Source organism: Tateyamaria algicola (genome assembly GCF_047715485.1).
In the GTDB taxonomy this organism is placed as follows: Bacteria; Pseudomonadota; Alphaproteobacteria; order Rhodobacterales; family Rhodobacteraceae; genus Tateyamaria.
The window spans coordinates 138,839-162,445 of sequence record NZ_CP180420.1 but is presented as its reverse complement, the minus strand read 5'-3'; the positions used below and the strand labels follow the sequence as shown (position 1 = coordinate 162,445).

Annotated in this window: 24 protein-coding genes; 11 read left to right on the top strand and 13 right to left on the bottom strand. The window is 53.3% G+C overall.

What is annotated here, in order from left to right:
* Window positions 1-12: 12 nt before the first annotated feature.
* From ACMHLQ_RS01530 to ACMHLQ_RS01520, 3 genes are all read right to left on the bottom strand, one after another.
* Window positions 13-828, bottom strand: coding sequence for an isocitrate lyase/PEP mutase family protein (locus tag ACMHLQ_RS01530; protein ID WP_415400771.1), 816 nt, complete (start codon window positions 826-828; stop codon window positions 13-15).
* Between the two features lie 89 nt (window positions 829-917).
* A complete protein-coding gene (locus tag ACMHLQ_RS01525; protein WP_415400770.1) occupies window positions 918-1,529 on the bottom strand; it encodes a DUF3237 domain-containing protein in 612 nt (203 codons plus the stop codon).
* 21 nt (window positions 1,530-1,550) lie between these two features.
* Window positions 1,551-2,084 carry a VOC family protein gene (locus ACMHLQ_RS01520; protein ID WP_415400769.1) on the bottom strand — a complete coding sequence of 178 codons (534 nt, stop codon included), beginning with the start codon at window positions 2,082-2,084 and terminating at the stop codon, window positions 1,551-1,553.
* Window positions 2,085-2,189: 105 nt separating this feature from the next.
* Here ACMHLQ_RS01520 and ACMHLQ_RS01515 point away from each other — a divergent pair, with 105 nt between their 5' ends.
* On the top strand, window positions 2,190-2,696 hold the full coding sequence (locus tag ACMHLQ_RS01515; protein WP_415400768.1) for a MarR family winged helix-turn-helix transcriptional regulator: 507 nt from the start codon (window positions 2,190-2,192) through the stop codon (window positions 2,694-2,696).
* Window positions 2,697-3,313: 617 nt separating this feature from the next.
* Window positions 3,314-4,456, top strand: a complete 1,143-nt coding sequence (locus ACMHLQ_RS01510; protein ID WP_415400767.1) for an MFS transporter — start codon at window positions 3,314-3,316, stop codon at window positions 4,454-4,456.
* Window positions 4,457-4,527: 71 nt separating this feature from the next.
* On the opposite strand, the gene ACMHLQ_RS01505 is transcribed toward ACMHLQ_RS01510, so the two are convergent.
* The 5 genes from ACMHLQ_RS01505 to rsgA all read right to left on the bottom strand — a co-directional run bounded on the left by ACMHLQ_RS01505 (window position 4,528) and on the right by rsgA (window position 10,278).
* Window positions 4,528-5,520 (bottom strand): hypothetical protein, encoded by a 993-nt coding sequence (locus ACMHLQ_RS01505; protein ID WP_415400766.1) that lies wholly within the window; start codon window positions 5,518-5,520, stop codon window positions 4,528-4,530.
* 84 nt (window positions 5,521-5,604) lie between these two features.
* Window positions 5,605-5,913 carry a hypothetical protein gene (locus ACMHLQ_RS01500; RefSeq protein WP_415400765.1) on the bottom strand — a complete coding sequence of 103 codons (309 nt, stop codon included), beginning with the start codon at window positions 5,911-5,913 and terminating at the stop codon, window positions 5,605-5,607.
* 15 nt (window positions 5,914-5,928) lie between these two features.
* Window positions 5,929-7,617, bottom strand: coding sequence for an alpha/beta hydrolase (locus tag ACMHLQ_RS01495; RefSeq protein WP_415400764.1), 1,689 nt, complete (start codon window positions 7,615-7,617; stop codon window positions 5,929-5,931).
* An 815-nt stretch (window positions 7,618-8,432) separates the two neighbouring features.
* Window positions 8,433-9,191: a VOC family protein gene (locus tag ACMHLQ_RS01490; RefSeq protein WP_415400763.1), complete on the bottom strand. Its 759-nt coding sequence runs from the start codon at window positions 9,189-9,191 to the stop codon at window positions 8,433-8,435.
* Between the two features lie 4 nt (window positions 9,192-9,195).
* Window positions 9,196-10,278 (bottom strand): ribosome small subunit-dependent GTPase A, encoded by a 1,083-nt coding sequence (gene rsgA, locus ACMHLQ_RS01485; RefSeq protein WP_415400762.1) that lies wholly within the window; start codon window positions 10,276-10,278, stop codon window positions 9,196-9,198.
* 378 nt (window positions 10,279-10,656) lie between these two features.
* On the opposite strand from rsgA, the gene ACMHLQ_RS01480 reads away from it, so the two are divergent.
* Complete coding sequence (locus tag ACMHLQ_RS01480; RefSeq protein ID WP_415400761.1) at window positions 10,657-11,292, top strand: hypothetical protein; 636 nt, start codon at window positions 10,657-10,659, stop codon at window positions 11,290-11,292.
* A gap of 257 nt (window positions 11,293-11,549) precedes the next feature.
* Here the strand turns inward: ACMHLQ_RS01480 and ACMHLQ_RS01475 are convergent, their stop codons facing one another.
* The 3 genes from ACMHLQ_RS01475 to ACMHLQ_RS01465 are packed head-to-tail and all read right to left on the bottom strand — an operon-like array spanning window position 11,550 to window position 12,969.
* The gene (locus ACMHLQ_RS01475; RefSeq protein ID WP_415400760.1) at window positions 11,550-11,957 is read right to left on the bottom strand and encodes a hypothetical protein; all 408 of its coding nucleotides are present in this window, start codon (window positions 11,955-11,957) and stop codon (window positions 11,550-11,552) included.
* Window positions 11,958-12,008: 51 nt separating this feature from the next.
* Window positions 12,009-12,449, bottom strand: coding sequence for a hypothetical protein (locus ACMHLQ_RS01470; RefSeq protein WP_415400759.1), 441 nt, complete (start codon window positions 12,447-12,449; stop codon window positions 12,009-12,011).
* Between the two features lie 46 nt (window positions 12,450-12,495).
* Entirely contained in the window at window positions 12,496-12,969 is a 474-nt protein-coding gene (locus ACMHLQ_RS01465) for a hypothetical protein (RefSeq protein ID WP_415400758.1), read from the bottom strand.
* A 154-nt stretch (window positions 12,970-13,123) separates the two neighbouring features.
* Here ACMHLQ_RS01465 and ACMHLQ_RS01460 point away from each other — a divergent pair, with 154 nt between their 5' ends.
* Complete coding sequence (locus ACMHLQ_RS01460) at window positions 13,124-14,797, top strand: tetratricopeptide repeat protein (protein WP_415400756.1); 1,674 nt, start codon at window positions 13,124-13,126, stop codon at window positions 14,795-14,797.
* 121 nt (window positions 14,798-14,918) lie between these two features.
* Entirely contained in the window at window positions 14,919-15,617 is a 699-nt protein-coding gene (locus ACMHLQ_RS01455) for a winged helix-turn-helix domain-containing protein (RefSeq protein ID WP_415400755.1), read from the top strand.
* An 833-nt stretch (window positions 15,618-16,450) separates the two neighbouring features.
* On the opposite strand, the gene ACMHLQ_RS01450 is transcribed toward ACMHLQ_RS01455, so the two are convergent.
* Window positions 16,451-17,161, bottom strand: coding sequence for an acyl-homoserine-lactone synthase (locus ACMHLQ_RS01450; RefSeq protein ID WP_415400754.1), 711 nt, complete (start codon window positions 17,159-17,161; stop codon window positions 16,451-16,453).
* A 1,730-nt stretch (window positions 17,162-18,891) separates the two neighbouring features.
* On the opposite strand from ACMHLQ_RS01450, the gene ACMHLQ_RS01445 reads away from it, so the two are divergent.
* From ACMHLQ_RS01445 to ACMHLQ_RS01435, 3 genes are all read left to right on the top strand, one after another.
* A complete protein-coding gene (locus ACMHLQ_RS01445; protein ID WP_415400753.1) occupies window positions 18,892-19,200 on the top strand; it encodes a hypothetical protein in 309 nt (102 codons plus the stop codon).
* A 780-nt stretch (window positions 19,201-19,980) separates the two neighbouring features.
* On the top strand, window positions 19,981-20,166 hold the full coding sequence (locus tag ACMHLQ_RS01440) for a hypothetical protein (RefSeq protein WP_415400751.1): 186 nt from the start codon (window positions 19,981-19,983) through the stop codon (window positions 20,164-20,166).
* A 74-nt stretch (window positions 20,167-20,240) separates the two neighbouring features.
* The gene (locus ACMHLQ_RS01435) at window positions 20,241-20,534 is read left to right on the top strand and encodes a hypothetical protein (RefSeq protein ID WP_415400750.1); all 294 of its coding nucleotides are present in this window, start codon (window positions 20,241-20,243) and stop codon (window positions 20,532-20,534) included.
* Window positions 20,535-20,993: 459 nt separating this feature from the next.
* Here ACMHLQ_RS01435 and ACMHLQ_RS01430 read toward each other — a convergent pair whose 3' ends face one another.
* Window positions 20,994-21,359, bottom strand: coding sequence for a hypothetical protein (locus tag ACMHLQ_RS01430; protein WP_415400749.1), 366 nt, complete (start codon window positions 21,357-21,359; stop codon window positions 20,994-20,996).
* Window positions 21,360-21,404: 45 nt separating this feature from the next.
* Here ACMHLQ_RS01430 and ACMHLQ_RS01425 point away from each other — a divergent pair, with 45 nt between their 5' ends.
* The 3 genes from ACMHLQ_RS01425 to ACMHLQ_RS01415 all read left to right on the top strand — a co-directional run bounded on the left by ACMHLQ_RS01425 (window position 21,405) and on the right by ACMHLQ_RS01415 (window position 23,368).
* Entirely contained in the window at window positions 21,405-21,566 is a 162-nt protein-coding gene (locus ACMHLQ_RS01425; protein WP_415400747.1) for a hypothetical protein, read from the top strand.
* Window positions 21,567-22,023: 457 nt separating this feature from the next.
* Window positions 22,024-22,341, top strand: coding sequence for an H-NS family nucleoid-associated regulatory protein (locus ACMHLQ_RS01420; protein ID WP_415400746.1), 318 nt, complete (start codon window positions 22,024-22,026; stop codon window positions 22,339-22,341).
* A 793-nt stretch (window positions 22,342-23,134) separates the two neighbouring features.
* The gene (locus ACMHLQ_RS01415; protein ID WP_415400745.1) at window positions 23,135-23,368 is read left to right on the top strand and encodes a hypothetical protein; all 234 of its coding nucleotides are present in this window, start codon (window positions 23,135-23,137) and stop codon (window positions 23,366-23,368) included.
* The last annotated feature ends 239 nt before the right edge of the window (window positions 23,369-23,607 follow it).

Below are 23,607 nucleotides of genomic sequence, written 5' to 3'. Positions count from 1 at the left end.
ACTTCACCCGTCTCACCGCATCAGTTCATTTAGAGCTGGATACGGCATGCCACTCTCGGTCCAACCAAATGTGCCCGCTTCGTGAAGCTCCTGCGCCGCCGCTTGCAGACGTCCCGCAGCAGCGCTGTAAAGCTGCGATCCAACGCTTATGCGGCGAACCCCACGTTGCGCAAAATCAGAAACGGTTCCTTCGTTGCCAATGCCTGCCAAGACGTTGATCGGCGTTTGGACGTGATCCATCACTTTCTCGACATCTGCCAGGGTCATGAGCGCCGGAGCGAACAGGAGATCGGCCCCGGCCTCCTCATAGAGCGCCAATCGAGCGAGTATCTCGTCAAGATCGCAGACTCCGGCAAAGAGACCATCCGCGCGAGCGCAAAGAACAAAGGGCCGATCCAGTCCGCGCGCGGCTTCGACAGAGGCAATTATCCGCTCTTTTGCCAGGCCCCTGTCAAAGAGTGGCGCGGCAGGATCGTCAGTCGTGTCTTCAATCGATCCACCGGCCAGCCCCGCCTCACTAGCGAGGCGAATGGTTTCCGCTACCGCCTCAGGTGCAGCTCCGAACCCATTCAGCAGATCGCCTGAAACGGGGATGTCGACGGCTTCAACGATGGCGCGTGCATTCTCCAAAACAAGGTCCCGGGACGTTTCCCCATCGGTTCGCCCGACTGACCATGCGAAGCCTGCGCTGGTCGTGCCCAAACCAGAAAACCCGGCCGCCTCCATCACTCGCGCAGACCCTGGGTCCCATGCGTTCGCCATGACAAAGCAACCGCTGGCGTGCAGGTCCTCGAAGCGCCGCGCCTTATCCTCAATTTTCGCTGCCATTTCTTGTTCCGCTTATTCAGTGTTTACGTTCAACGCGCGAGGGATTCTCGCTCGGCTTGTGATGACTTGCGTCGCCAAGATTCCGATCTTCAGAGCACGGCGTAAAACCGGTGGATCGGTCCACCATCGCCGGTACGCGATTTGGTGACGGCCACGATATTATTGAGCCACGCATAACGCGGATCGCCGGTCTCGAACTGCGGGGCGGCGCGAAAATAGTAGCGCCATGCGCCGTCCGGATCGTCCGCCTTCGTGACATCAGCGGCATATTCGGCATCCTCCGGGTCTGACCAGAACCGCCCATGCCAATGGACATAGATCAGCGCATTGTCGTGGGTTTCCCAGGTGAAGCGCACATCAAGGTCGCCGACGCCGTCCGCGCGGATGTTCACCCAGTCCGCGCCAGCGTCTTCTGTCACACGCCCCCTCAGATGCGGGCCATCAAAGGTGCCGCCCGTCACGTTGAAGATCAACCGCTGTCCGCGCGGCCCTGCGCCCGTAGTTGTCGGCGGCAATTGAAGCTGCACCCGGGCTTCTGTCAGAAACACCAGCTCAGGCGGGGCTTCCGCATCCCATCCCTCGGGGCTGAGCATCACGCCACCACCGTTCGGGTCGACACCATGCGCTTGGCTGTCTCCAGCCAGTGCCGAGGCGCCCAGTGCGCCAGCACCTACGAGCAAGCTTCTTCGTGTGTGATCCATTGGAAATGGTCCCTGTTGCTGTTAAATATTTGAGGCTTGATAAAGTTCGATCAGCTCGCCGCTCGGCCCTTGCAGAAAGGCCATCCGCATCGGTTCCGGTCGTGGGCCGGACATGATCACGTCCAACGGCGTTCCATCCCATTCTTCATTCGGAATTGGGATATCGAACCGAGCGCCTCCGAAGGCGAGGGCTTGCGCGTAGGCGGCATCCACGTCGAGGACGGCGATCGCCAGATGGTTCATAGGAAACCCGGGCGGAGACATTTCCCCATCACCGGCAGGGTGTAGTTCGATGTATCGGCCTTCACCTGCCTCAAGAAAGATACTCGCGACTGTAAACGGAAAGCGGTGCGCTCCTCTCAGCCCGATTATGTCTTCGAACTCTTCGCGCAGGGTAAGACCAAGCCCTTCCGTGTAGAAGCGCGTTGATACTTCCATGTCAGAGACGAAGAGGCTGACGTGATGGAGAACGGAGCTCTGCATCGGGCAAAAAACTCTTCGGTCCGGCTGTACGGCACTAGCTGGATCTAAGGATTTGTTCTGCTTTGCCGCCATCGCACGCGCCTCCCAACTCACTTCACATTCGCATGTTCAGAAATACGTGCGCTCCGCACATATCGTCAAGTTGAAAATCGTGCACAGCGCACATATTGTGCTGCCATGACAGACAGAACAGCCAATCTTCTCGGGGTCCTTGGTCTTGCAGTCGCCGACCGTATAGAGGACGTCGCACGCAATATTCTGGGCCGCGTCGGCGAAACACCGGCCGCTCTGGTGGTCATCGGACACGGGAGCGGACTATCGAATGACGGGCTGCGTCGCATTTTGGGTTTGTCGCACCCAGGCACGGTGCGGCTTGTTGACAGGCTGGTTGCAGATGGTCTTGTTGAACGTGGCGAAGGAAAGGATAGACGCGCGGTTGCGTTGCGGCTTACCGAGCAGGGTCAGAGTGTTCGCGACAAACTGCTGCAAGGCCGTCTATCAGCCTTGGACGCATTGCTGGTGCCTCTCTCTGAACAAGAGCGGGAGTTGTTCGACAGTCTCTTGAGCAAAATCCTGATCTCTATGGATACGACGATCTCTGACCGGCGCACGCTTTGCCGCCTTTGCGACGCTAAGGTTTGCTCGAGATGTCCAATACCAGCGAGTGAAGGCAAAGCCACTTAATCCAGCAAAGCTTGAAGGAAGTCTGCCCGCATTGTTACCCGCGAAAGCCGCCATTCATCGATTGCGCAGCATCAGGCAAATTGGGCTCAGAACGGCCCAATGCTATTGCGGCAAGGCGCGTTGTTGACTGGGGTTATTGTCGGTCATCTGCCGATTTGTCCAACACTCTGATCCATCGACGCATTTCACGATGCATTGCCGTTGGCACCTGCGGAGCCGCTATGGGTCGTTCGGCGGCGAAAGCTGGTGGATAGCCCAAACCTCCCAAATGCTGCATCTGCCTTGAACGTCCCCTTCAGAGACCATCCATGTCTTTGCAACTGTGTAGGTGCACAAATCGTTTCGAAGCACTCTAGATGCTCATGGAACGCCGCAACACCGCTGTCAGATACACCCAGCAGCTCATCGTTTGCTTTTTTTTGCGAGTTGGAGAGAATATAAGCAAAAGTGACCCAGTCTGTTTTCGAGATGAAGGCACTCCACCAAAGTCGTCCCAATGCTCCCTTTTGCCATGCGAAGTTGAGTAAAGCGAAGTGAGGTACTGAGGCTTGAAGAGAGACCAAGCCATCGCATTTGCAGCGCTGCTCGTCGCCGCGTTGTTTTATCTTTTTGAATTTGTGGCCCGAATTGAACCGAGCCTGTCGGCACGCGGCATCAGCGAGGACCTTGAATTGTCGAATGCCGGGTTTGGGCTGTTCTCAAGCGTGTTCTTTTGGATTTACGCGCCGATGCAAATTGTCGTCGGCATCTTGCTCGACCGCTACGGGGTGCGCCGAATGGTTTTACCTGCCATCCTCGTCTGTGCGAGCGGTGTTCTTATCACGGGGCTCTCAGAGTCCGCATATGTGGCCATTCTCGGCAGGCTGCTGACAGGCTTGGGCGCATCGTTTGCTTTTGTGGGCGCGCTTTACGTGGTCAATCACCTCTTCAGCCCTGACCGGTTTGCGCTGTTGTCAGGTGGTGTGAACGCCCTTGGAATGATTGGCACAGCTGTTGGTGCTGTGCTGTTGGTCCAGGTTATTGATGCCATTGGATGGCGCACAACGTTTGTGGCGACATCGGTTGTTGGGGTTGCCTTGTTTGTATTGGCATGGCTGGTTTTGCCAAAAGCACCAACATCAGACAGCAGTGGCGCAAAGCCGCCCATCCTGACGCCAGTTCTGGAAGTGGCCAGCAGCCGTTCGGTCTGGTTGATCGCGGTGATCGGCTCCCTGATGTACGTCCCTGTCAACGTCTTCGGCGGATTGTGGGGCAATGCCGAGCTTTTGGCGGATCATCACCTGTCCACGGTTGGCGCGGAAACCGCCGTTTCCATGATTTTCTGGGGCATGGCCGTGGGAAGCGTTGGCGCGGGCGCGTTGTCTGATCGGCTTGGGCACAGGAAGTGGATCATCTGCCTTGCGTCTTGGGCGGCGGTGCCGGTCTGGTTGGCGATCCTGCTGTCCCCCACGCAATCGCCAACGGTTCTTTCGGCCTTGCTGTTTGTCGCGGGCGTTTTGGGCGGCGCACAGATGTTGACCTTTGCCGCTGCGAAGGATGGGCAGGACGCCGCGCATGTGGGCACGGTTGTTGCGTTCGTGAACATGATCGGGATTGGGTCAGCCCTGATCTTTCAACCGTTGGTGGGTGGACTGCTGGACGCAAAGGCACAGGATTATGCAACCGCGTTGAGTGTGCTGCCGATCTGTTTGGGTGTTGCGGGTGCGTTGGCCTTCTTTATCTCCGAGGGGGCAAAGCAGAACAGCTCCGAACGCGAATGACGCGGGCTGCGTGGCGCCATTTTGCGCCACGCATTATCCCAAAACCCCTACCAACGACACGCGGCGTGTGCCTAGCGGAGTGCCTCCGCCAAGGCGCTGACCAGCGCATCCGGATCACCCGCTATGTGGGGCAGGAGCACTGTTCTCACGGCTTCGTTTAAGGCCCTATCCGCTTGCGCAGCAGCTGGGTCCTCGTGGTCGATGAAGACTTCGAATGACTCTGTGGCGGTCAAGACTGCGCCCGGCACATGCGCCACGCCTTGGAGCAATGCGCTAATGCCCAAATGCTCTACTTGATTGCTGTTGGTCGGGGGGCCGACGAAAACGGGATTAAACCCCTCGACCCCCCAAACCTGGCTCGCTGTCAGGCCTTCGCCCGTTGCATATTGGTGGATATGCGGCACGCTAAAGTGGCCGACATAGCCATGGCTCCACAGGGGGCGGTGCGTCAATGGATTGTGCCGGCTTGTGCCTGACAAAAGAGCCTGCCAGATCAGCAGAGTTGCCTGTCCGTCGGTTTGAGCATGACGTTCTCGTTCGGCCCGCGCGCTCTCTGGCAGTGTGTCAACATAGGCACGGGAGAGTGGCAACAGCGCGAGAGCGCCATCCAAGGCATTAGGCCGATGTTCAAGAAAGGCCGCGTAAGCATCAGATAGAAGTGCGACATGAACAGCCCCTTCTTCAGAGGCCAGGGCTTCGGTCAGCGTGTAAACAGTCCAACCTGCGTCACGAAGCGCAGGCGTGCTCACATCCCAAAGCGTCGGTGGCAAAGCTTGGCCGCGATCCGCGCTCGTTGCGGACAATGCCTCTATGGCATCGGCATATGCGCCCAGTGTTGCCGCGTCGACCTCACCTGCCTCCAATCGCGCCAAGTGATCCTCGACACCCAGATCGCTGAGCTGACCGGTCGGGTGAAGGCCAACGGCCAGAAGGCGTTGCTCTATCTCCGATGCGTTCAGTGGCGCCGGAACCGGAAGCGCGTTCTCCGCCACGTCCCCAAGTGTTTCAATTTCTAACAGGGGACGAGATGCAAGCCACAGACTGCCCGCCGCGATGAGAAGCACAGCCGTAGTCCAGTACCTCGCTGACCGCCTCATCAGGGATGCGATCCGGGCCAAATCTTTGCAAATATCGGCACTTGTCCAGTCCTATTCCTGCGTCAAATAATCTTCAAAGCCCTCCAACGCGCCGTCAATGATGGTGCAATTGCCTGCTGCGCGCGTTATTGGTTTGTCCCAATACACATTCCAGAAAACGACAATGCTTTGATCATCGAAGATACCGGGAAACACGGAAATCGCTGCGTTTGGCAGGTCGGCATATTTGGGAACATCCCACAAATAATCATGGCAAAGGCGCAGGGCCGCGGTCATTTGACGATCAAAGGCATGGGCAGGCATCGCGATGCCAATCGCCAAAGCCGTTGCTGTGATTAAGGTCTTCAAAAAACTCTCCATTCGCTTAAGGCGGCGTCAATTCTCAACATTATGCAGGCTGCCATCCGGCATCAGGTACGGCAATCGTAAAGCCGAAACGCAAGAGCCGTCGATGTTCGCCCCCGGGTTCTCCAAAAATGCCTCGCCAATATCGCGGGCGCACTGACTAAACACGAGGGCCCCGTGTCCGGTTTCCGGGAATAGAAATGACTGGCTGTTGGACAACGTTTCCGCGGCCAAGGCGCCCCAAGACGATGCCGTCTGCGTGTCAATCTCACCCGAAAAGACCAACACTGGAATGTCAGAAACGACGGGCTCAAGGTAGTTGTCGCGGGGTACCGGCGTGAATAGGCCGCAATCGCCATAGAGGCTCGGCAGATCTGCGAGTGCTGCTGTCACGAGCGGCCCATACCCCAACTCAGCGACAACGGCGCCATATCCGGCGGCTGAATTAAACCCATCCACAAAATCCTCCTGGCAAGCGTAAAGCATAAGCTCAAACTCACCCTCCATAACGGTTTCCAAAGCTGCATTGTCCGTTGCGATTAACCTGAACACCCGCTCGACATCCGCTTGGTCAAGCAAAGCAATCAAAGACGCCAATCTCCCGGCTGTCGCCTCATCAAAATGAGTGCGGACAAGGTCCAGCAACGCCCCTGCACTTGGTGTTTCGAACCTGAGGTTTAAGTAGTCCCGCGCAAACTCCAAGCGGTCCGCCCGCTCAGACAATCCCGCCAATGCGTCTTCAAGCGCATCGTCCAGAAACTCGCCCAAAGACGCCGGTGCGAGATCTCGGTCGCGGTCCGTTTCAAGCTGCTCCAACGCTGAGGACGCAGTGTCGGATGCTAACTCCATTTGTGACATCGCGTTGATTGCCGCCTGCGCCAGAACCCTTTCCTCGGCACTCAGGTCCGGTGCCCCCGCCAACACCGCTTCTGCAGAGGGCTGCGGTGGAAGGTCACCGTCGAGCATCTGGGTGAGGAGGTCCACTGTTCCGTCCTCAAGCTCGCCGACCAATGCTGGCGCGTAAGTCGTGAAGCCGCGCGTCGTCGGATCCGACCAGTCGTTTCTCGCTGCAAAAATGCTGAAGAGCGTTTGGCCGGAGATCTCGATCCCCGAAGCTTCCAACGGACGCGCCTCCAAGTCCTCAAGAAGGCCGAAAAACCGTTCTGTGATGTTCGGATACGCCTCAGAACAAGTGGGATCCGCTTCACAAGGCGCGAAAGTGTTGATGATAGCCTCGGTGTGTGGGACGAACAGAGTGTCATAGAGAGCGACTTGGGGTGGCGCGACACTGTCCAACACGACCGAACGCACACCTTCTGGCGCGGAACGCATTACTTCCAGCGCCAGTTTGGTGCCGTAAGACACCCCGTAGATACTGTATTCCGGGTAACCCAGTGCAGACATCACCGCACGCACGTCCAACGCATTTTGGGTCGTATTGAACATTGGCAGATCGAAGCCCCGCTCCGTCAATTCCGAGATGCAGTCGCGGACAAGGGTCTCTTCGAGTTGAGGCAGGTCTGCGCCGCCCAACTGATCGACGATGGGTTCAAGGTTTTCGGCCAAAGTCCCAAAGCAATCCATATCTGGCGCGCTTGCATCGACGCCGCGTTGATCGAATGCGATGATGTCCCTGCGCCCACGCAGATGGTCAAAAAAAGCTAAGCGAGCGCACGGATTCGACCGAACCGCCTCCAGGTCCGCCATGAAGATAAACAACAGAATCTTCCGCGGGAGCGAGAGAATGAGCCCTGAAGACAATAAAGCTAAGGTTCAGAGTTCTGCCTTCAGGATCTCCGTGTTCCTCAGGCACGGCTACCGTGCCGCACACTACCGTTTCACCATCGATCTCCTCCGGGGCAACTGGGCGCGTGCAAGGCGTGATTTCGACGGGGTAGCGCGTATTGGCTCCACCCGCGAATTGAGCTTCAAAAGCTGTCCGGTCGGAAGGCTCTCCAAGCAATGCAGATAGAACGGCGAGTATTTGTTCAGAAGTCATATTCACGCCCCCCAAAGGTTGTGGTTTTTTAACTCTAGCAGTTACCAAACTACATTTGGGAGTTGATTGATAGCTCGCTCTCCGTCCGTTCAATTCCAAACACTATGAATGGATGTCGATCTTTGTCAGCGCATCTTCTCAAAGGGCGCTTCCTGTAGAAATGCGGACATCGAAAACTGAAATACCAGCGGCTGCTTTGTCCCGCGTCTGGTTAGTTGGAACGACGTGCGGCGAAAGGGTGGTCTGGGTTCAGGCAAATTTTGTGCCTGTGAATGACCGCTTTGACGACGCTGCCGCACTGCAAAAGAAACGGTGCTGCGGGTGCGAACGAATGCTGCGTCAGCAACAGCCGCGACTGCGCAAGGCCGCTTTGTCCCGACTCCGGTCACCTAACCTGCCTGATCCAATGTCTCCTTTGGGCTGGGAGCCGTCGGTGCCGGGCGCAGCGGATGCACGCGGAGAGCCCACAGTGACATATGCTTCAGAGCGCACAAATGTCCGCTTTGCGACGTTCCGATGAAGACTAAGCGAACTGCTAGAAACTGTTTGTCTGCTCGACGTCGAGAGTAAACGGCGCGCCGTCTGGATCACAAATGATGCCGCTATAAGATTGAACCATTTCATCGACATGCACAAAAGTCGGACGCGCCCCGTTGGTTTCAGCAAGACGGCGAGCATCGAAGACTGAAGCAACCTTGACGCTTGGCACCCAAGCTGCGTTCGAACCGGCGGGCCAGGTCGCGGCTTGTTCAACTGCGACCGGTTCGCCGGAAGGCGCGAGGAGCCCATGTTTATCTTGGGAGTAGACCTGCCATCCGAAAAGTTCGGTATAGAACGCCTGCAGCAACTCATTCCCGTTGCTGACATACACTTCAGGGCCGAACTGCCTGCGCGGCACGGGGAAGCTGTGCCGTGATAGCGAAAGCTCGAAAAGCGCAGCGAGCAGATCGAGGACGAGCGCATTGCGACCGACCCCCGGCACCTCAAACGGTTTACGAATGATTTTGCCTCCGAGCCTGTCGACACGCTTGACCACCGCATCCACATCTGGGACCTCGACGTAAGCGATCCAGCCATTTTCCTGGCTCGAAGGTGTCTCGGCCAATCTGGCGCCTGCTTCGTCACCGGAAAGGGTAAGGATGAAATTCTTTTTGCCGCAACCCCAGACAAAATCTGTCGCCCGTTCAACCTGATATGTCCAGTTGGCAACATGCCCGTAGAATTCCATCGAACTGTCTCTGTTTGATGTGAAAAGGTCATGCCAGTTTATTTGACCGACTTTCGAATGCGTCATCGTCTTACCTCCTGACATCTTTCAGCTTCTTGACGTCGCGAACCATCTTGCCGAACGCCTTGTCACGCGACCTGCGCTCAGCAAGACTGGCGGAGTTGTGAGCGTCTTCGGCCATGAGCTTGCGCCAACGGCCCAGGCGACTGCTGTCGAGCACGCTCTCTTCAATGGCCTTCAAGACAGCGCATCCCGGCTCGGTCTCGTGCTGGCAGTTATTGAACCGACAGCGCGCGGCCAACTCCTGGATATCGGCGAAGAGGTCGTTGATCCCCACCGCTGCATCGGTGAGCTGCAACTCCCGCATGCCGGGGGTATCCAGGATTAAACAGCCATTGGACATGGCATGAAGCTCGCGCCTCGTTGTCGTATGCCGACCCTTCGCGTCGTCTTCGCGAATGGCCTGGGTCTGGATGGATTGGCTTTTGAGCAAGGCATTGGTCAGCGTCGATTTCCCTACGCCGGAGGAGCCGAGGAACACCACCGTCTTGCCGGGCCTGCACCACGGTGTCAGCTCGGACCGGGGCGCGTTTCCACGGGCGTCAAGCGCAACCACTTCGATCATCTCCGACACAGAGCGGGCCGCTTCGATGTAGCTTTGCGTGTCTGTCACGAGGTCAGTCTTTGTGAGAACGATGACGGGTGTGATCCGTGCGTCGAACGCCAGTGCGGTATAGCGTTCGAGTCGTGCCACGTTGAAGTCCTGATTGCAGGACGTGACGATGAAGGCCGTGTCAATGTTCGCCGCGATCAGTTGTTCCTGCCGGTCAGTACCGGGTGCGCGCCGCTTGATGAGGCTTGTCCGCCCGAGAACTCGACTGGATCGTGGGTGCGACGTATCCAACATCAGCCAGTCCCCGACCGTCACATCCGGTCTGGGAGGAAGTACTGTATTGATGTTTTCTCCGAGGACGTGCAACCCATTGCGATGCACTTCGACGACGCGAGCCGGAGGTGTCGCAGTCAAATCGTCCACACTGATTTGCTGGGTGAAGAAGGGTCGCCATCCCAGTGCCTGAAGAGGGTTGAGATTGGTGCTTGATCCGGCGTCGCGCGCGCGCGGCGGAAGGAAATCTGAGTAATCCCGTGTCATTGGGTGTCCATTTCATGTCTCTGGCACAAGCAATGCTTGGGCGCTGATGGTAAGAAGCGAGAGTGCAGACTCCATCGTCCGTCAGCTGCAGGGTGACGGAGCAATTTCAGAACTTGGATGTGCACCGGGAGGCGCGCTGCCTCCCTTCCTTACCGGGACATGAAATCTCCATTTTGGATACCGTGGACATAGGATGAACACATGCAATAAACAACCACTGACGACCAAAACAGAACTATTCACCAACGATCCAAAGCGGCTATGCGCTTTGAAGAAGATCTCTGAGACTGCAGAGCGGAATTGGTTGTTTAACTCTTCAGCGTCGAAATCGGCATCAGCCTTGGCGGATGTGAACTCGTCTTCACACATGGAAAGCAGGTGTTCTGGTTCTTGTTCCGCCACGTCGAAAATTCAAATCTGATCCAATGCCTGCCCAACCGTCGGCCTGCAGGAAAGCTAGTATTTGGTGCGTCCAAGGCAAACCAAGCATTGAGTAGGTCCGGCGTTCGTTTCTGTGATGCCTTTACACAAATTGTAAACGAACCGGTGTGCAAGATGATGCTGTATCATCGGAACCGTCACGGACAGAAAATGCATATTCCCCTTAGTCGAGACGAAATCGCGGCTTTCTTTGAGATCGCTCCAAAGCAAGTCGATCTGCTTTGGCGTGGAGAGTTTCTACAGAGATCGCTCCACTGCACCTATCGCCCTGTTGCATCGCTGAACTATTCCACGATCTACGATGTACTCGAATACGCACTGACGGCAGGTGTCCTTCCCATCAAACTCTCCAAGGAATGTGCAGCTCTATGGGTATTTCAGCTTGCTGAATTGGATGAGTGGGATGTGTTTGAGCGCGCGTCCACCGCTCAAAAAGCCATGCTAATGATGGAGGCTGCGATGGATGACGGTTTAGCTGACATGACCGAGAATCCCTTGCGAGTTGCTAGCGTCACACTGAGTACTCAAGTCCTTCTATTTGAGTTGTGTTCAGACCTTAAAGTGGCCAGCTGATGTTAGAGGTTAACCCCTAAACCCGACCTTGGATTTGAAGGGCCAGTGACGGGTCTGCAGGACAATCTGACATACCCGCCACAAGAATCGCTGCAGCGCGAAATCGCTTCTTATCCAAAGCACCACTACACTCATGGCATTGAATACCAGGAGTTTACGAGCATGACTGGAGTTCCGTGCTCGTAGTTGGATTGAGCCGCGTTGGGCACGTGAGCAGGATTCAGACGCACAAGTTGCTACCTCAACGAGCGACTGTACTAGAGACCAGTTGCGCTGGTCCAGTCGGTGTGACCTCTACCATTCAGCATAGAAGACATGCAGAAGTGATCATTTTGCAAGGTCAATAGGGCGGTGGATGTATACGGCGCAGTTGCCAGAATTTGGTTGCTCAACAGGCGGGTTTGGAAAGTACCAAGCCAGGTGCCGTCATGACAGTTTTCTAGTGCAACGACAGTCCGAACAATGAGATCGAGACGCATAACCTCGCAGGCCTGTAGGTAGTAGCCAAAGTTCTCAATCACGGCTTCTGGCGTCTCCAAGACATTAGGTCCGTCCTTCGTGATGATCGTAAATGGAAGTGTGAGACGGGACATCCACAAGTCAACATTCCGCTGAATGAAGCAGCGAGAAATGTCATCCAAGAAGCTTTCGAATTCCGTCAGCATGATCTCCCTCATATAGCGCGAGCTGGTTTGCCATAACGTAATCGACGCGATTCAAATCTCTTTACCAATACTTTGTATTCGCAAGGTAGCGGCGCGTGTAAAGTTGATCATATAAAGCTTTGGGTCACTTGGTCTGCTGATTACCAAATCTGCGCCGGACCGCATAAGCTGTTCTTGGAGTTCTCCTAAAACGGACGTTTCAACGGCCACTATCGTTGCGTCGGATGAAAGGCCACGAGCACGTCGCAAACGTTCTATCAAGTGCGGCGCTGACACTTCAAGATGCTCCGCATCGATAGCTGTTACATCAAAGCGGCGAGCAAAGAATGCTTGCTCAATTTCAGCTTCTTTCTGCAGGTTGAGCGTGTCCCATCCCATCTTTTTGAAAGCAAGCGAAATTTCATCTGCTTCGTCTGCCAAAAAGCCTGCAAGTAGCACCCCCGGTGAATCCGAACGTCCTCTAGCAGAGGAAACACGTAGTTTTTGTTCCATCAGTTTGTCTTTCTGCCCAAACGGCGCCCGCCGTGCCAGCGTGTATCTATGTTCTGTGTTTGCGGAGTTGGGTCTCGAGAGCTTCCGCCATCGCCTGCGGGTCCTGACGTCGAGCTATACAAGCGTCAGCACCGCGCCGTTCAACAAGGTGATTAAATGAACCGGGCGCAAAGCTTGCCGCTGCCACGATCCGTGTCACAGGTCCTTCGCCAAAGTGAGTGCGTAGCAGAAGCAGGTTGTCGAGCGTTTGCGGATCCATTGCGTCGACTTCCAACGCGACGAGATCGACCCGCGCGCGACAATTCCAGTCTAGGAAGTTGTCAACTGTGCGAACATGTTTGGCGCAGATGCCACGTGCCCGCATTGCGTTCACTACGTGCGCACCAAACTCCTCGTCGCGATCAACAACGAGGGCATGAGGTTTTTGACAGTCCCAATGAGGGACCTGTTGATCAACCGTTTCTAGCACGAAGAGAACCTGTGTTTCTGGTGTGGAAAACGACGCATCCGGCGGCGCCAACTGCGATCCGCACTTCGCGCTTTTCTCTGGGGAGTGGTAGTACGTACGCCGAAGTCACATCCGTTGTTTCCAATGGAACCGCGGCAATCTATGTGAAAAATGCAATTTGCACTAACTGGGTTGCACGCTAAGCTCCACGCAAGGGGTGCTGTTTATGGCGACTCAATCCGACGCGAATTCTGAAGTTTTAGCTTGGCTTGAAAAGGCCAGAACGCAGTCTTTGCTGAAGGGGGGCAAACGGAGATATGATCTCCTTGCGTACCTCGTAAACGAAGAGCTCCAAGGCCGCGGCGAAAACGTCAAGGCCTATGCAATCGCGCTGGATGTCTTAGGTCGAGGCGCAGACTTTGACCCTACCACCGACAGCATCGTCCGAGTTGAAGTTGCTCGACTAAGGGACGCGTTGGAACTCCACTATGCAAGGTCGCAGGACCCAAGTGAGCCCAAAATAACAATACCCAAAGGCAGCTACAGACCAAAGATCGAACTAGCCACCCACACTGAACAGGCAGTCACCTCATCTAAGTCTTACGGCAAAAAGAGGCTGGGATACCTAGCAGCATTGGTCGCCGTCATTGGCTTGGTTTTTCTGGCAGTGTTGTTCGCAATCGATGACTTAGATCCCGATGTACAGCAGGTTGATCGCCCTATCATCGAAGTAGCGCCAATTTCCTTACCCCAAGGTTCAGCTGGTGAAAATTTCGCATTAGGCTTTAGACAACAGCTTTTGGCTGATCTGTCACATCTTCCAACAGTGATTGTGAGAGATGGGCCGTTGAACCCAGATGATCTGCGAAGCGCAGCAGTAGTTGCTCCCAGCTATCGGCTGGCTATTAGTCCGACGTTTGAAGGCCAATCTGGAATCATTGGACTACAGCTCACTTCTCAAAAGACTGAGACTGTCGTCTACGCCCGTACAATAACAATCGCCGATAGCACTTCAGATTTCTACAAAAGCTTAACCGAAGCTACCATTGGCATTGGACAAGAAGTTGCAGGCCCGTCTGGAGCAATCACCATAGAACAAGCCGCTCTTGCCGGCGCATCGGAGGCGGAAGGCGAGGTTGATGTAACCACCAGCGAGTATCAATGTCTCATTGTCTCTCTTGTGTTCGACGCTACGAAAAACCCTCAAACAGAAGAAGCCTCAAGAACTTGTCTGGCAAGGGCCATTGCGGACGGAACCCAAAATTCCACACTTTTGTCCGCACAGGCATTGAACCTCTTTTTTGAGAGCAGCAGAGAACGTGGTCTCGAACAAAACTCCATTTTACACAAAGCGAAGAGCTACGCCTTGGAGGCCATCAGGATCAGGCCATCGGATGCTTTTGCACACGAGGTATTGGGCAACATTCTCTCCGCGCAAGGGGACCGCCCTGGCGCAATTGAGAAATATCGAAGAGCTGTAGAACTTGCTCCTTCCCGCCCTGCGCCGCACTTTTTACTGGGATGGCAAATGGCACTTGGCGGAGATTGGAAGAACGGAGTGGTTGCAATGCAAGAAGGCATCGACATGCAGCCCAATGTGCCCGGCTACATGATCATCCCGCTAGCATTGGATGCATTCAGGCAGTCTGATTACGCGCTTTCCTTAAGCCGGGCACAGACCATCATCGATAGAGGTGATACTCGAGGTTACTCGCTCGCTTTTGCTGCGAGCGTCGCGCTTGGAGATATGGAGATGGCAGATCGCTTCTTCACACACCCCAACGCTCGAACATCTAGAGAGCCGTCCGATCCTATGCGTGAGGTTCGCGTTACGTTTAGCGACCCAGACGTAATGCCTCGCTACCAGGAAGTGATTGAATCTTACCTCAACACAAAATAAACACAATAAAACAGCTGCTTAAGCGCCGATCAGCGGCACAGATGTAACGTCGGAGTCACATTGATGTACGTGACCCAATTACATTTTAACGATTTCTTTCGCTCAACTCGGAGGAATCATTATGAACGTATTGTTTCTTGGATCAGATGAACTGTTTGCAAGAGTAAACAGGCAGGTGGTCGGCCAGGCTTGGAGTATTTTCCGTGCGGAGGATCCGGAACAACTCTTGGATTTTGAAGGCACACACTCGTTTCAAGCCGCCTTAGTCGGTCTCTGTGCGAGAAAAAGTGATGTTAAAACTGCTGCTCAAAATGCAAAAATGGGGTTGAGCGTTCCCGTCGTTATCGGTTTAGCATCGCAAGAACAGGCTACCGGACATACTGAATGGCTACGGGTTGGGCCGGATATTGTAATACCTGAATGCGGCAACGATCACCTGACAAAACTTCAGTGCGACGCAATTCTCCGTATTGCGAATGGTGCCGTAACAGAAACCATATCTTGCGGCGGAGTAGTATTTAACACATCAACAGGCACGTTTTCGGTAAACGGCGGCGACATCTATCTACCGCACAAAAAACACCAGTTTCTAGAACTGCTCTTTCTCAAGCGTGGACGAACAGTGAGCAAGGAAATGGTGTTCAACCACCTCTATGGGTGGGACGAGCCACCCGAACCAAAAATTGTCGACGTTTACGTTTGTCAGATCAGGCGAATGTTGCGCGAGGCTGGTTTGAAGCAGGACTGCATACAAACCGTGTGGGGCCAAGGATATCGAGTCATGGACTGCGGGTCCTTTGAGAACAGGCCAGCGGCTTGAAAGGGTGTAGCTAAAAAACGGTTGTGCGCACCCGTTTACACTAGGCTTCTTGTAGCCACACTGTCCTTTATCGCCAAAGAACACGGACAACGTCGGCCTGTTGTAGGGCTCGCTTCAGGACATGGTTTGAAAAGCGCACACAGTCCACTCTTTGGTCCGAAGTATAAAATGCGTTGGGAGAAGAAGGGCCGCCACCATTGGCCCAATACCACGCTTCAAGGTCAAAGTTCGGGGTCCAAACAAGCTGATAGAGCTCTCCAGTGTTTGAATTGATACCCTCAAAGACGATGGCGCCTTGACCAAGCCCAAGCTAAGTCCGAGCATTCTACTTCGCATGAAGATGGTGAGCCTTCTTTCCGGTCGTTTGAATGTCGAACTGGGAGCAATCATCAGTGCAAGGGATTGGATCCTAACCGTAACTTAAAACTTGCAAGAGTTAACAAACCAAAACTCCAGGGAACAAGTTACGAACGCATTGTACGGCGTTTTACGTGTTGCTGTCGCGGAAGTTGAGGCTGGAGAAGAACGCAGGCGTATCGCTTCTTTGAAACCTAAACCGCGCTAAACTGGTGAAGTAGTGATCTTCCCGTGCGATCGAAATACTTGGTATCTTTCAGGCCTAACTCCTTGATTGCAGTCTCAACTCGAAGCGTACTTTGGCAGCCAGATTAAGCGGAGTTTTTATGCTGGTTTTAAACTCTGTTCGTGTTGTAGGAACTGTCGCTGGCTTAGCGTTTTTTCTGCCTATATTGAGTGCGCTCAAGCTGCACGCGTTGCGCCGCGGCAGGCTTAAGCAAGAGCAGTTGGACGGAACTTTGCCGTCCAACCATCCCTTAAGCCGCGATGGTGTTTTGTTCTTTCACTTGCTCCACGGCCAATTGTGAGTTCGCAAAAAACAACTCCATCTCAATTGAAGTAAGGCCGCATCCATCCAACAGACGCTTGTAGTCGTCGGCATCGTACTCCCACAATCCAATCCCAATTTTGTTGAAGTCGCCTTGGGACCATCCAACTACTGTGGGGACGCAGCCGATCACGCGGTACACTGGCAACATTTTGCGGTCAAAGACGCCGACAAAGTGATTGATACAGAACTCCTGCATTACCTTGCCTCCTGCTGCCATCAGTTTGGTTGCAGCATAAGGTCGTGCATTTAGCGACGTGCAAAAGCGTGTACACTCCCAAATCATCGGGCTTTCAATAGACACACCGTCCGTGATTTCCCGAAAGTGATCGTTCACCATTGTTTTGCCGGTTGTGGGCAACAGCCGCATTGAAGCTTCGTGTCGGCCATCCTCATCCGTTACGATGACGTATAACGGATTGAGAAAATCATACTCGTCTCGTTCTTCGCCAAACTCGTCAACAGTCACGTCCCAACCTAAGCGCGTTTTGAACTGCTCTGCGCGATCCTGAAACATTGAATGTGCCAAAACCGGTTTGGATACTAAAGCATCTCCGTAAGTAAAGTGAATCATAGTTTCCGTCCTCTTTGTTGAGTGCGGAAAACTTGCCTGATCAAGGTTAACGATCTCTTTTACCATCGAACGGTGAGTTCATAGTCTGCGCAACACCATGAAGGCGCTTAGTCTACTTGAAAGAGCGGGTCTCTCTCAATTTTCCAGTATTTGAGTGGGTTAGCACAGGTTTTAGTGGATTTGCCTTTGAGTTCGAGACCGGCCAAATCAATCGTCAATTTAATGATGGCGTCGCGGAAGTCTAGCAGCCTGATGAGACCGCGGTGAACATCTATCTTGCACTCCAGCTTCAATGCCGACGCTGCGGGAAGGAGTGCAAGAGCTAGGTTTCTAACTGAAGCACAAGGATGGGGATTGTGGGTTTGAACAATAGCATCACTTGCGTTAAAGCCTTTAAGTCAGAGCTTTTCCGCAAAGAAAGCCTCTAGGGCATCCCACTCGCTTGCCCATGAATTTGACACCAAACTTCCCCTAACAGTGTTCGATTGGTTCAAGCGACAAGCTGGAGCAGGGGTACCTTTGGCATTTCCTCTGTAACGGGTTTCCTTCGACTACAGCCCTTCAAAAGATGTAGCGAAACGCAACTATGCTCTCAAAAATCAAATTGGCCACGCTTAGAGCCAATATGAAACATGCACCAACATGCCGACGCCTGCTCGGACGTAGGTTGTCATTGGCAACGAACAGTGGCGTGTCTCTCGGTGTCATGGATGTCTGTAGCTTGATGATTGCAAACGCCAATGCTCGCGCCGAGCACAGCACAGTCTCTCTTTGCGTGATGCACGGTATCCACCCGAGCCAACAAAGCATCATGTTTAGCGGCAGTTAGGGCAGTGTCCAACTGACCTTCAAGATAGGCCAGATTGTGCTTCTTGGCGTACTTTTTCAGATCCTCACATACCTCAATAATCCAACCGTGTTTCTGCATTTCCGAATCCGCGGCTAGTCTACATTTTATCCAAAGGGTGATTTAATCAACTGTTGGTAGAGCCGGTGATCAGTTGCTCCTCGTTGCTATTGTACGAATATCGCAAAGGTACGGTAGGGTGCGACTTAGACAGGCTACCAATCATCCGCTCGTCACTATATCTCGAAGCGCGCAACACGTCCAGAAGCGCTAAGTACGTTTGGCTAAATCCAGCGCGTCGTGCTTCTTCAGCGGCAATCATGACCTGTGTTTCGAACCATTCTGTTGTAGGCATTTTGTTTACCTCCATAAACGATGAGTAAATTTCTCCCTAAGTTCGTTAATGACCTCTTAACGTGCAGGTAAACTCGGGTAACACAGGCGAGAGTTCGCCTACCCACGTTGTACCAACGGTGCTATCAGCCCGAAACTGATGTTAGTCTGGCAAGCTCATATGACCGTTGTTCTCAGTTTGCTCAAACTGACCCAAATGCGGCGAGTGTCCGAAGAGTTCGCACACCCATCCTCGGGCGATTGTAACGAACGTCTGGTTTGGGCTGATTGTGTTGAAAAACTCCAAAATCTGACGGCTGCATTTTTCTGTCGGATTCCGTTGCGGCGACCAACTTGAAACCAAGTGCCTAGTGGGGCCGCTGAGAGCCTCGCACGCTACCAACGCTGGTCTTAGGCCGACCCCCTAAACGAATTTTCGAAGAGGGCTTCTATAGGCAAGTTTTTGACCCAATTTGACGAAAATAAGAGTTTTTCAACAATATCGGCTGAACTATCGCCTACCACCCGAGGCAACGAACTCAACACGATGGCCATTGCTCAATTGTATCTTAAGTTTTCTCTGTGACGCTTGATCCCGACTAAGAGGACTGAGCACATGCCAAACGATTTTCGCATCCTGTTTTATGCGGTTTTGGTCAGTGCAGCAGTCATAGTCTTAGTCTTTTCATTTCCGTCGTTGACGACGCGAGATAACGCAAACACATCTGGCCTCACTCAAGTAGAACTTGAAGCAGTCTTTGACCAAGAACTATCGTTTTGCGAGAGCCAACCCGAAGACATTAACTGCCAGTGCTTTGCGAGCGTATCCAGAGTCATTCTTTCAGACAACGAACCGCGTGTGCCAGGTGCGCGCTATGCTGACAAACAGGATTTAGCGAGAGGGCAAGCGACCGACAGCTGCTAAACTCACTTGGTCGCACTGAAAGAACGCTCTGTCCGCAGAACCAACTGCGCGTTGCTCACATTAACGTGCGCTTTGGGCTGGTAGCATTGAAAAGTTCTGCGGCGGGCTCTGAGATAAAATGGCTTGGCAAGCAGACGCAGCGCTCGTGAGGTCGCGCGAACTTAACTCAGTGCGCGGCCTCACCTCTTCGCTGAACCCTTCCTTGTATCGATGTGACTATGGGGTAACAGTCGACCCACCCCAAAGTTCGGTTTGAGCCCTCAGACGTTCCTATCAAAGCGGTGAAACACCATCCAAACCAATCTTTATCAGGTTTTGATGACGCCTTGAAGGTCGCAAGGCACGACGCGTTGTTGCAATCTTCTAAATCATTCCATGAGCCGATCAGAGAATCCGCAGTTCTTGGGCGCACAATTGGGTTCTGCCAACACAAGGAAAAACACGGATGACTCCGGAAAAGGTTTCTCTGCTTGTTTCCAAAGACAATAGGCGACGCAGCTGGCGTCGTCGTGTTGGTCTCTGCCTCATTTTTGCTTTGGGCGCTACACTGGCACTGTTTTAGCTGGGCTCCGCAATTCGCTTTAACTGTTTAGCAGTGCTGTATCGTCAGCTTAGCTTGCAAGACATGCACTGGCTAATTGCCGGTTGCAGAAATGGCTCCCGTCGGATTTCTAGCTCCATCTCAAAGACACGGTATCCGGCAAACCTCAAAACGAACTTGGTTAACTAATTATTAACTAACGGCGCTCAGACGCATAAACAGTACAATGCGAGTAGACCATGAAAAACCTGAAAGACTTCGAGCAACTGGTGTGGGGTGTTGCCGACGAGGCTGAACGCCAGGGACTAGCTCAAACCAGCAAGGCGTTAGAGACCGTACTTCGATTACTACAAACTGGCTCGACTACCTGCGATGATGTTCAGACACCACATTTTTCTACAAACGGCGATCACACAATCCACTGATCTGCGGTTCAAGGGTGTTTGTTAACGCTCTGTTAACCTTTTCCACTAACCTCTTAGTAAGTCCGTTTCAGAGATTGGCGAAGGCACTCCTAGCCAAGGCACCTCACGCCAAGAAACAAAGAGGAAAAGCAAGCTTGGAAAAGACTTGGATACTGAGCGCAATTGAGGACCTGCAACGCCTCGCGAACGAACACCAGATGCCTTCAATTGCATTCGCCCTTGATGGCGTGATGGAAGTCGCAGAGACGGAAGTCAAGTTAGACGATGGTGACGAAAAAACCTTGCGAAGGATCGATCAGTTAGGTCAGTGCAGCGCAATTGTTCAATTCCCAACGCAACAGACTCAAGCGCTTCACGACCCGGGCTAAGCCAGCGGTTGGATGCCCCGTTAGACGGGGTCAATGCAAAAACGCACTTTCGACAAAGCACTGTCGGTCGAACAGCAATCAACCACCCGCATCAGTTCTTGGGCACCAGCGCGATTTCAAATCTGAGCGTCTCGCTTAACTCATGCCAAAGAAAACATGCAGATTTGCAACGTCCGCGGTGTGCTTGCCATCTGTCAGACGACCAAGTCAGTCAGATGACGGCATCCGCCGCTAACTCCCGAGAAACGCTGTCCCTGATCAACGGAAAGCACCTTTAATTTGGGTCAAAGACGTCTAGGAAACGCTGCTGCTAGGCTGTTGCTATCGCTTGGAATAGGAGTCTCTCAAATGAGGAATTCTTCAGATGATCTGGCCCTCAAATCTGCTCTCGAACGGGGCCGCAAGTCGGTTCGAGATGGCACAGTTGGCAATCCCTAGCTGGAGCCAAGGTCCGTACTTTTAATCCTCTCGTATTGGATCGTTACAATGGCCATTCAACGCGACGTGCTTTGTGGCCCACATGACCGCTTCTTCGAGACGCAATTTGGCCTGCTCTTGCTCTTTGGACGTTCCCATGGATGAAAACATGTCATGCAACTCCGCCGACAGCTCCTTCATCACACCAACGAACTGCGTTTCTACCACCGACAACACTCTGAGTTCGGATCCGATCTGGCGATGAGATTTTTCCACGCGTAAATCACCCTTCGTTGCAATTCCTCGCATAAGGGAAAGGAATAAATCAGGCGTTAACTTTCGCGTCGGGCTGGGATTGCCAAGGATGTGCCGTAGCTGCAACCCATGGGACATGTTTTGGATCAGCATTGGATTTTCGACTTAGCGGAACAAAATTTGGAACGCTTGCTATCCATGAGCGAAGAAGAGTTTAGACGTGCACTATTTGACGTTAGCTTTGATGTAGATGAGCTAGTTGAATTGTTCCACTCGACGATGGATGAAATGTTGTGGCATATGAAAGGCGGGGACAACGAACAATGGACGTCCGCTTTGGGCTGTTACTTCAGTCGTTAGAGTCGGATGCAGAGACTGCCCGACAAAGAAAGCAGCTATTGGGGCGGGCGTAGAAAAGGGCAGAAAAATCGGCGAAAGAAGCTCTGCCTTTGGCGGAGGGTCGCGCGTAGCGGGAACCAGTCGAAGCAAGCTTCTTTTCGATCTGTTTTGCTTGCTAAGAGAGAAGAGGAAAAGCCTCTCGGCTTCTCCGACAAAAGAAGTGAACGCGGCTGCCTAGCCGCCTGAAAAGAGGTGTCAGGGATCAAAACTGGAACGGCGGAGACAGGTACTGGCTCCGTTCGCGCGCGCTCAACTGACGCGCAACCGCATCAATAAGCCCATGATTTAGAACAGTTTTGACCCGCGACAGGCGAAAACCCGCACGCCTTGATTGAATAAAACTCAAGGTGTCGCCAAGCTATTGCACCAACACGTCTATTCCCGTAGCCGATCACAAAACATGAAGGGACGCATACACATGGATATCAATTGGGACGCGCTGTCGCTGGACGAGCTGAAAGAGATACAGAAAGCGGCGACAACGGCCATCAACAGCTATGAGGCGCGCAAACGTAAAGAAGCGCTGGCCGTTGTCGAGGCAAAAGCCGCAGAAATGGGTTTTTCCCTGAGCGAGCTGACAGGCGCTGCAAAGATAAAGGGCACAAAGTCTGCCCCCAAGTATTGCCACCCGGAAAACCCCGCGATGACCTGGACCGGAAGAGGCCGACAGCCGAACTGGATCAAAGAGGCGCTGGCCAAAGGCAAAGAGCTGGATGATCTGCTGATCGTCAAGTGAACGCGATCCGCGGCATCTGCCCGTCTGGATTGGCAAGAAACCAATAGCACAGCCGCAAGGTGAAGGCGAGGCCGTCTCAGGCCCTGCCAACTATTTTGCGACTGCTGCGTAAGGTTGGGAGGGCTCAATCTTGACCTTAGACGCACGTCGAACCAATGTCGTCCACGCATCCCGAAGCAGACATTGCTAGGCACTAGCAGTGCTCCGGCTTCTGAACGAAGAATCGCTCTTGCTGCTCAATTTGCTTTAGTACTGTGAAAAATTCGAAATCGTTAACAAACTGCTCAGTTTGCATGACAGTTTGGACGTAAGAGTGTCTGAAAAGTTAGACAGAAATTTAACCTAGTTGGCGCGATCGTGCGCAATCGTTATCCTATATGTAGCGCAGAAGCGGATACGCGCCTACTAAATCGATAGTATCAGCCGCATGTTGCGCATCTAGGGTTGAAACATTTTTTTGTTAACTGGTTGTTAAATTTTGCGAACCACACGTAACCCATCTTTAGTGGGGGTTAACTATGAAAAACAACAAAGATCTAAAGTGGCAAGTACTGGTCGCAGCTGATGAAGCCCGTAGGCATGGGTACGTGCACACGCACCGCGCTTTGCTAGAGGTTTTGGAAGCGTTGCGAGATACTTCTGATCAAACACCTTTGTCGTTGAACATGTTGCGACGAGATCAGCACGACAAGGTTGTTCACTGAACCATCCACAACCATAGCCGAGTTTAAGTACTGTTAACCAATTGTCTCCATTCGTTCAGCAAGAAAGCGACTGAATGGGGACTATAACGATGGACGACGATTGGCTTATCAGTTTCTACCAAGACCTTTGCGCTTACGCAGCAAAGAACAATGTGAGAAACCTGACCTCAGCGGCAGAAAATGCATTGGAAGTCGCAACTCAAGAGATAGGAGCTGCGATGCAACTGAAAAGACCGATGATTTCATCTCAGCATGTCGGCACTATCCAAGTTCGCCAAAAATCATGCAGAAAAGTGATTTTGTTCCCGACCGGGCACACGTAAACCCGGCACTGCCCGGCGAAAATGACAACAGGCGCCCATTTCTAGAGTTCCAACATGTCTTGCTGGTTTTAGTCGGTGTTGGCTTTCTGAATGCTTCCGAGGCAGTATGTAACAGGCCTGATCGCTGCGATCAGACCTGTTTAGTTTCCTGGCTTTGGAGGTTTGATACGTTTTTTGGGCGGCTGCCACCGCCGAGGGTGAGGTTAAGGCAATACCCAAAAGATAGAGTTAATCACTGA

Excerpts from the sequence above, each read along its gene's own strand:
- ACMHLQ_RS01530 (WP_415400771.1), bottom strand. The coding sequence starts at position 828 with ATGGCAGCGAAAATTGAGGATAAGGCGCGGCGCTTCGAGGACCTGCAC.
- ACMHLQ_RS01525 (WP_415400770.1), bottom strand. The coding sequence starts at position 1,529 with ATGGATCACACACGAAGAAGCTTGCTCGTAGGTGCTGGCGCACTGGGC.
- ACMHLQ_RS01520 (WP_415400769.1), bottom strand. The coding sequence starts at position 2,084 with ATGGCGGCAAAGCAGAACAAATCCTTAGATCCAGCTAGTGCCGTACAG.
- ACMHLQ_RS01515 (WP_415400768.1), top strand. The coding sequence starts at position 2,190 with ATGACAGACAGAACAGCCAATCTTCTCGGGGTCCTTGGTCTTGCAGTC.
- ACMHLQ_RS01500 (WP_415400765.1), bottom strand. The coding sequence starts at position 5,913 with ATGGAGAGTTTTTTGAAGACCTTAATCACAGCAACGGCTTTGGCGATT.
- ACMHLQ_RS01490 (WP_415400763.1), bottom strand. The coding sequence starts at position 9,191 with ATGACGCATTCGAAAGTCGGTCAAATAAACTGGCATGACCTTTTCACA.
- rsgA (WP_415400762.1), bottom strand. The coding sequence starts at position 10,278 with ATGACACGGGATTACTCAGATTTCCTTCCGCCGCGCGCGCGCGACGCC.
- ACMHLQ_RS01475 (WP_415400760.1), bottom strand. The coding sequence starts at position 11,957 with ATGCTGACGGAATTCGAAAGCTTCTTGGATGACATTTCTCGCTGCTTC.
- ACMHLQ_RS01470 (WP_415400759.1), bottom strand. The coding sequence starts at position 12,449 with ATGGAACAAAAACTACGTGTTTCCTCTGCTAGAGGACGTTCGGATTCA.
- ACMHLQ_RS01460 (WP_415400756.1), top strand. The coding sequence starts at position 13,124 with ATGGCGACTCAATCCGACGCGAATTCTGAAGTTTTAGCTTGGCTTGAA.
- ACMHLQ_RS01455 (WP_415400755.1), top strand. The coding sequence starts at position 14,919 with ATGAACGTATTGTTTCTTGGATCAGATGAACTGTTTGCAAGAGTAAAC.
- ACMHLQ_RS01450 (WP_415400754.1), bottom strand. The coding sequence starts at position 17,161 with ATGGTAAAAGAGATCGTTAACCTTGATCAGGCAAGTTTTCCGCACTCA.
- ACMHLQ_RS01445 (WP_415400753.1), top strand. The coding sequence starts at position 18,892 with ATGCCAAACGATTTTCGCATCCTGTTTTATGCGGTTTTGGTCAGTGCA.
- ACMHLQ_RS01440 (WP_415400751.1), top strand. The coding sequence starts at position 19,981 with ATGAAAAACCTGAAAGACTTCGAGCAACTGGTGTGGGGTGTTGCCGAC.
- ACMHLQ_RS01430 (WP_415400749.1), bottom strand. The coding sequence starts at position 21,359 with ATGCTGATCCAAAACATGTCCCATGGGTTGCAGCTACGGCACATCCTT.
- ACMHLQ_RS01425 (WP_415400747.1), top strand. The coding sequence starts at position 21,405 with ATGAGCGAAGAAGAGTTTAGACGTGCACTATTTGACGTTAGCTTTGAT.
- ACMHLQ_RS01420 (WP_415400746.1), top strand. The coding sequence starts at position 22,024 with ATGGATATCAATTGGGACGCGCTGTCGCTGGACGAGCTGAAAGAGATA.
- ACMHLQ_RS01415 (WP_415400745.1), top strand. The coding sequence starts at position 23,135 with ATGGACGACGATTGGCTTATCAGTTTCTACCAAGACCTTTGCGCTTAC.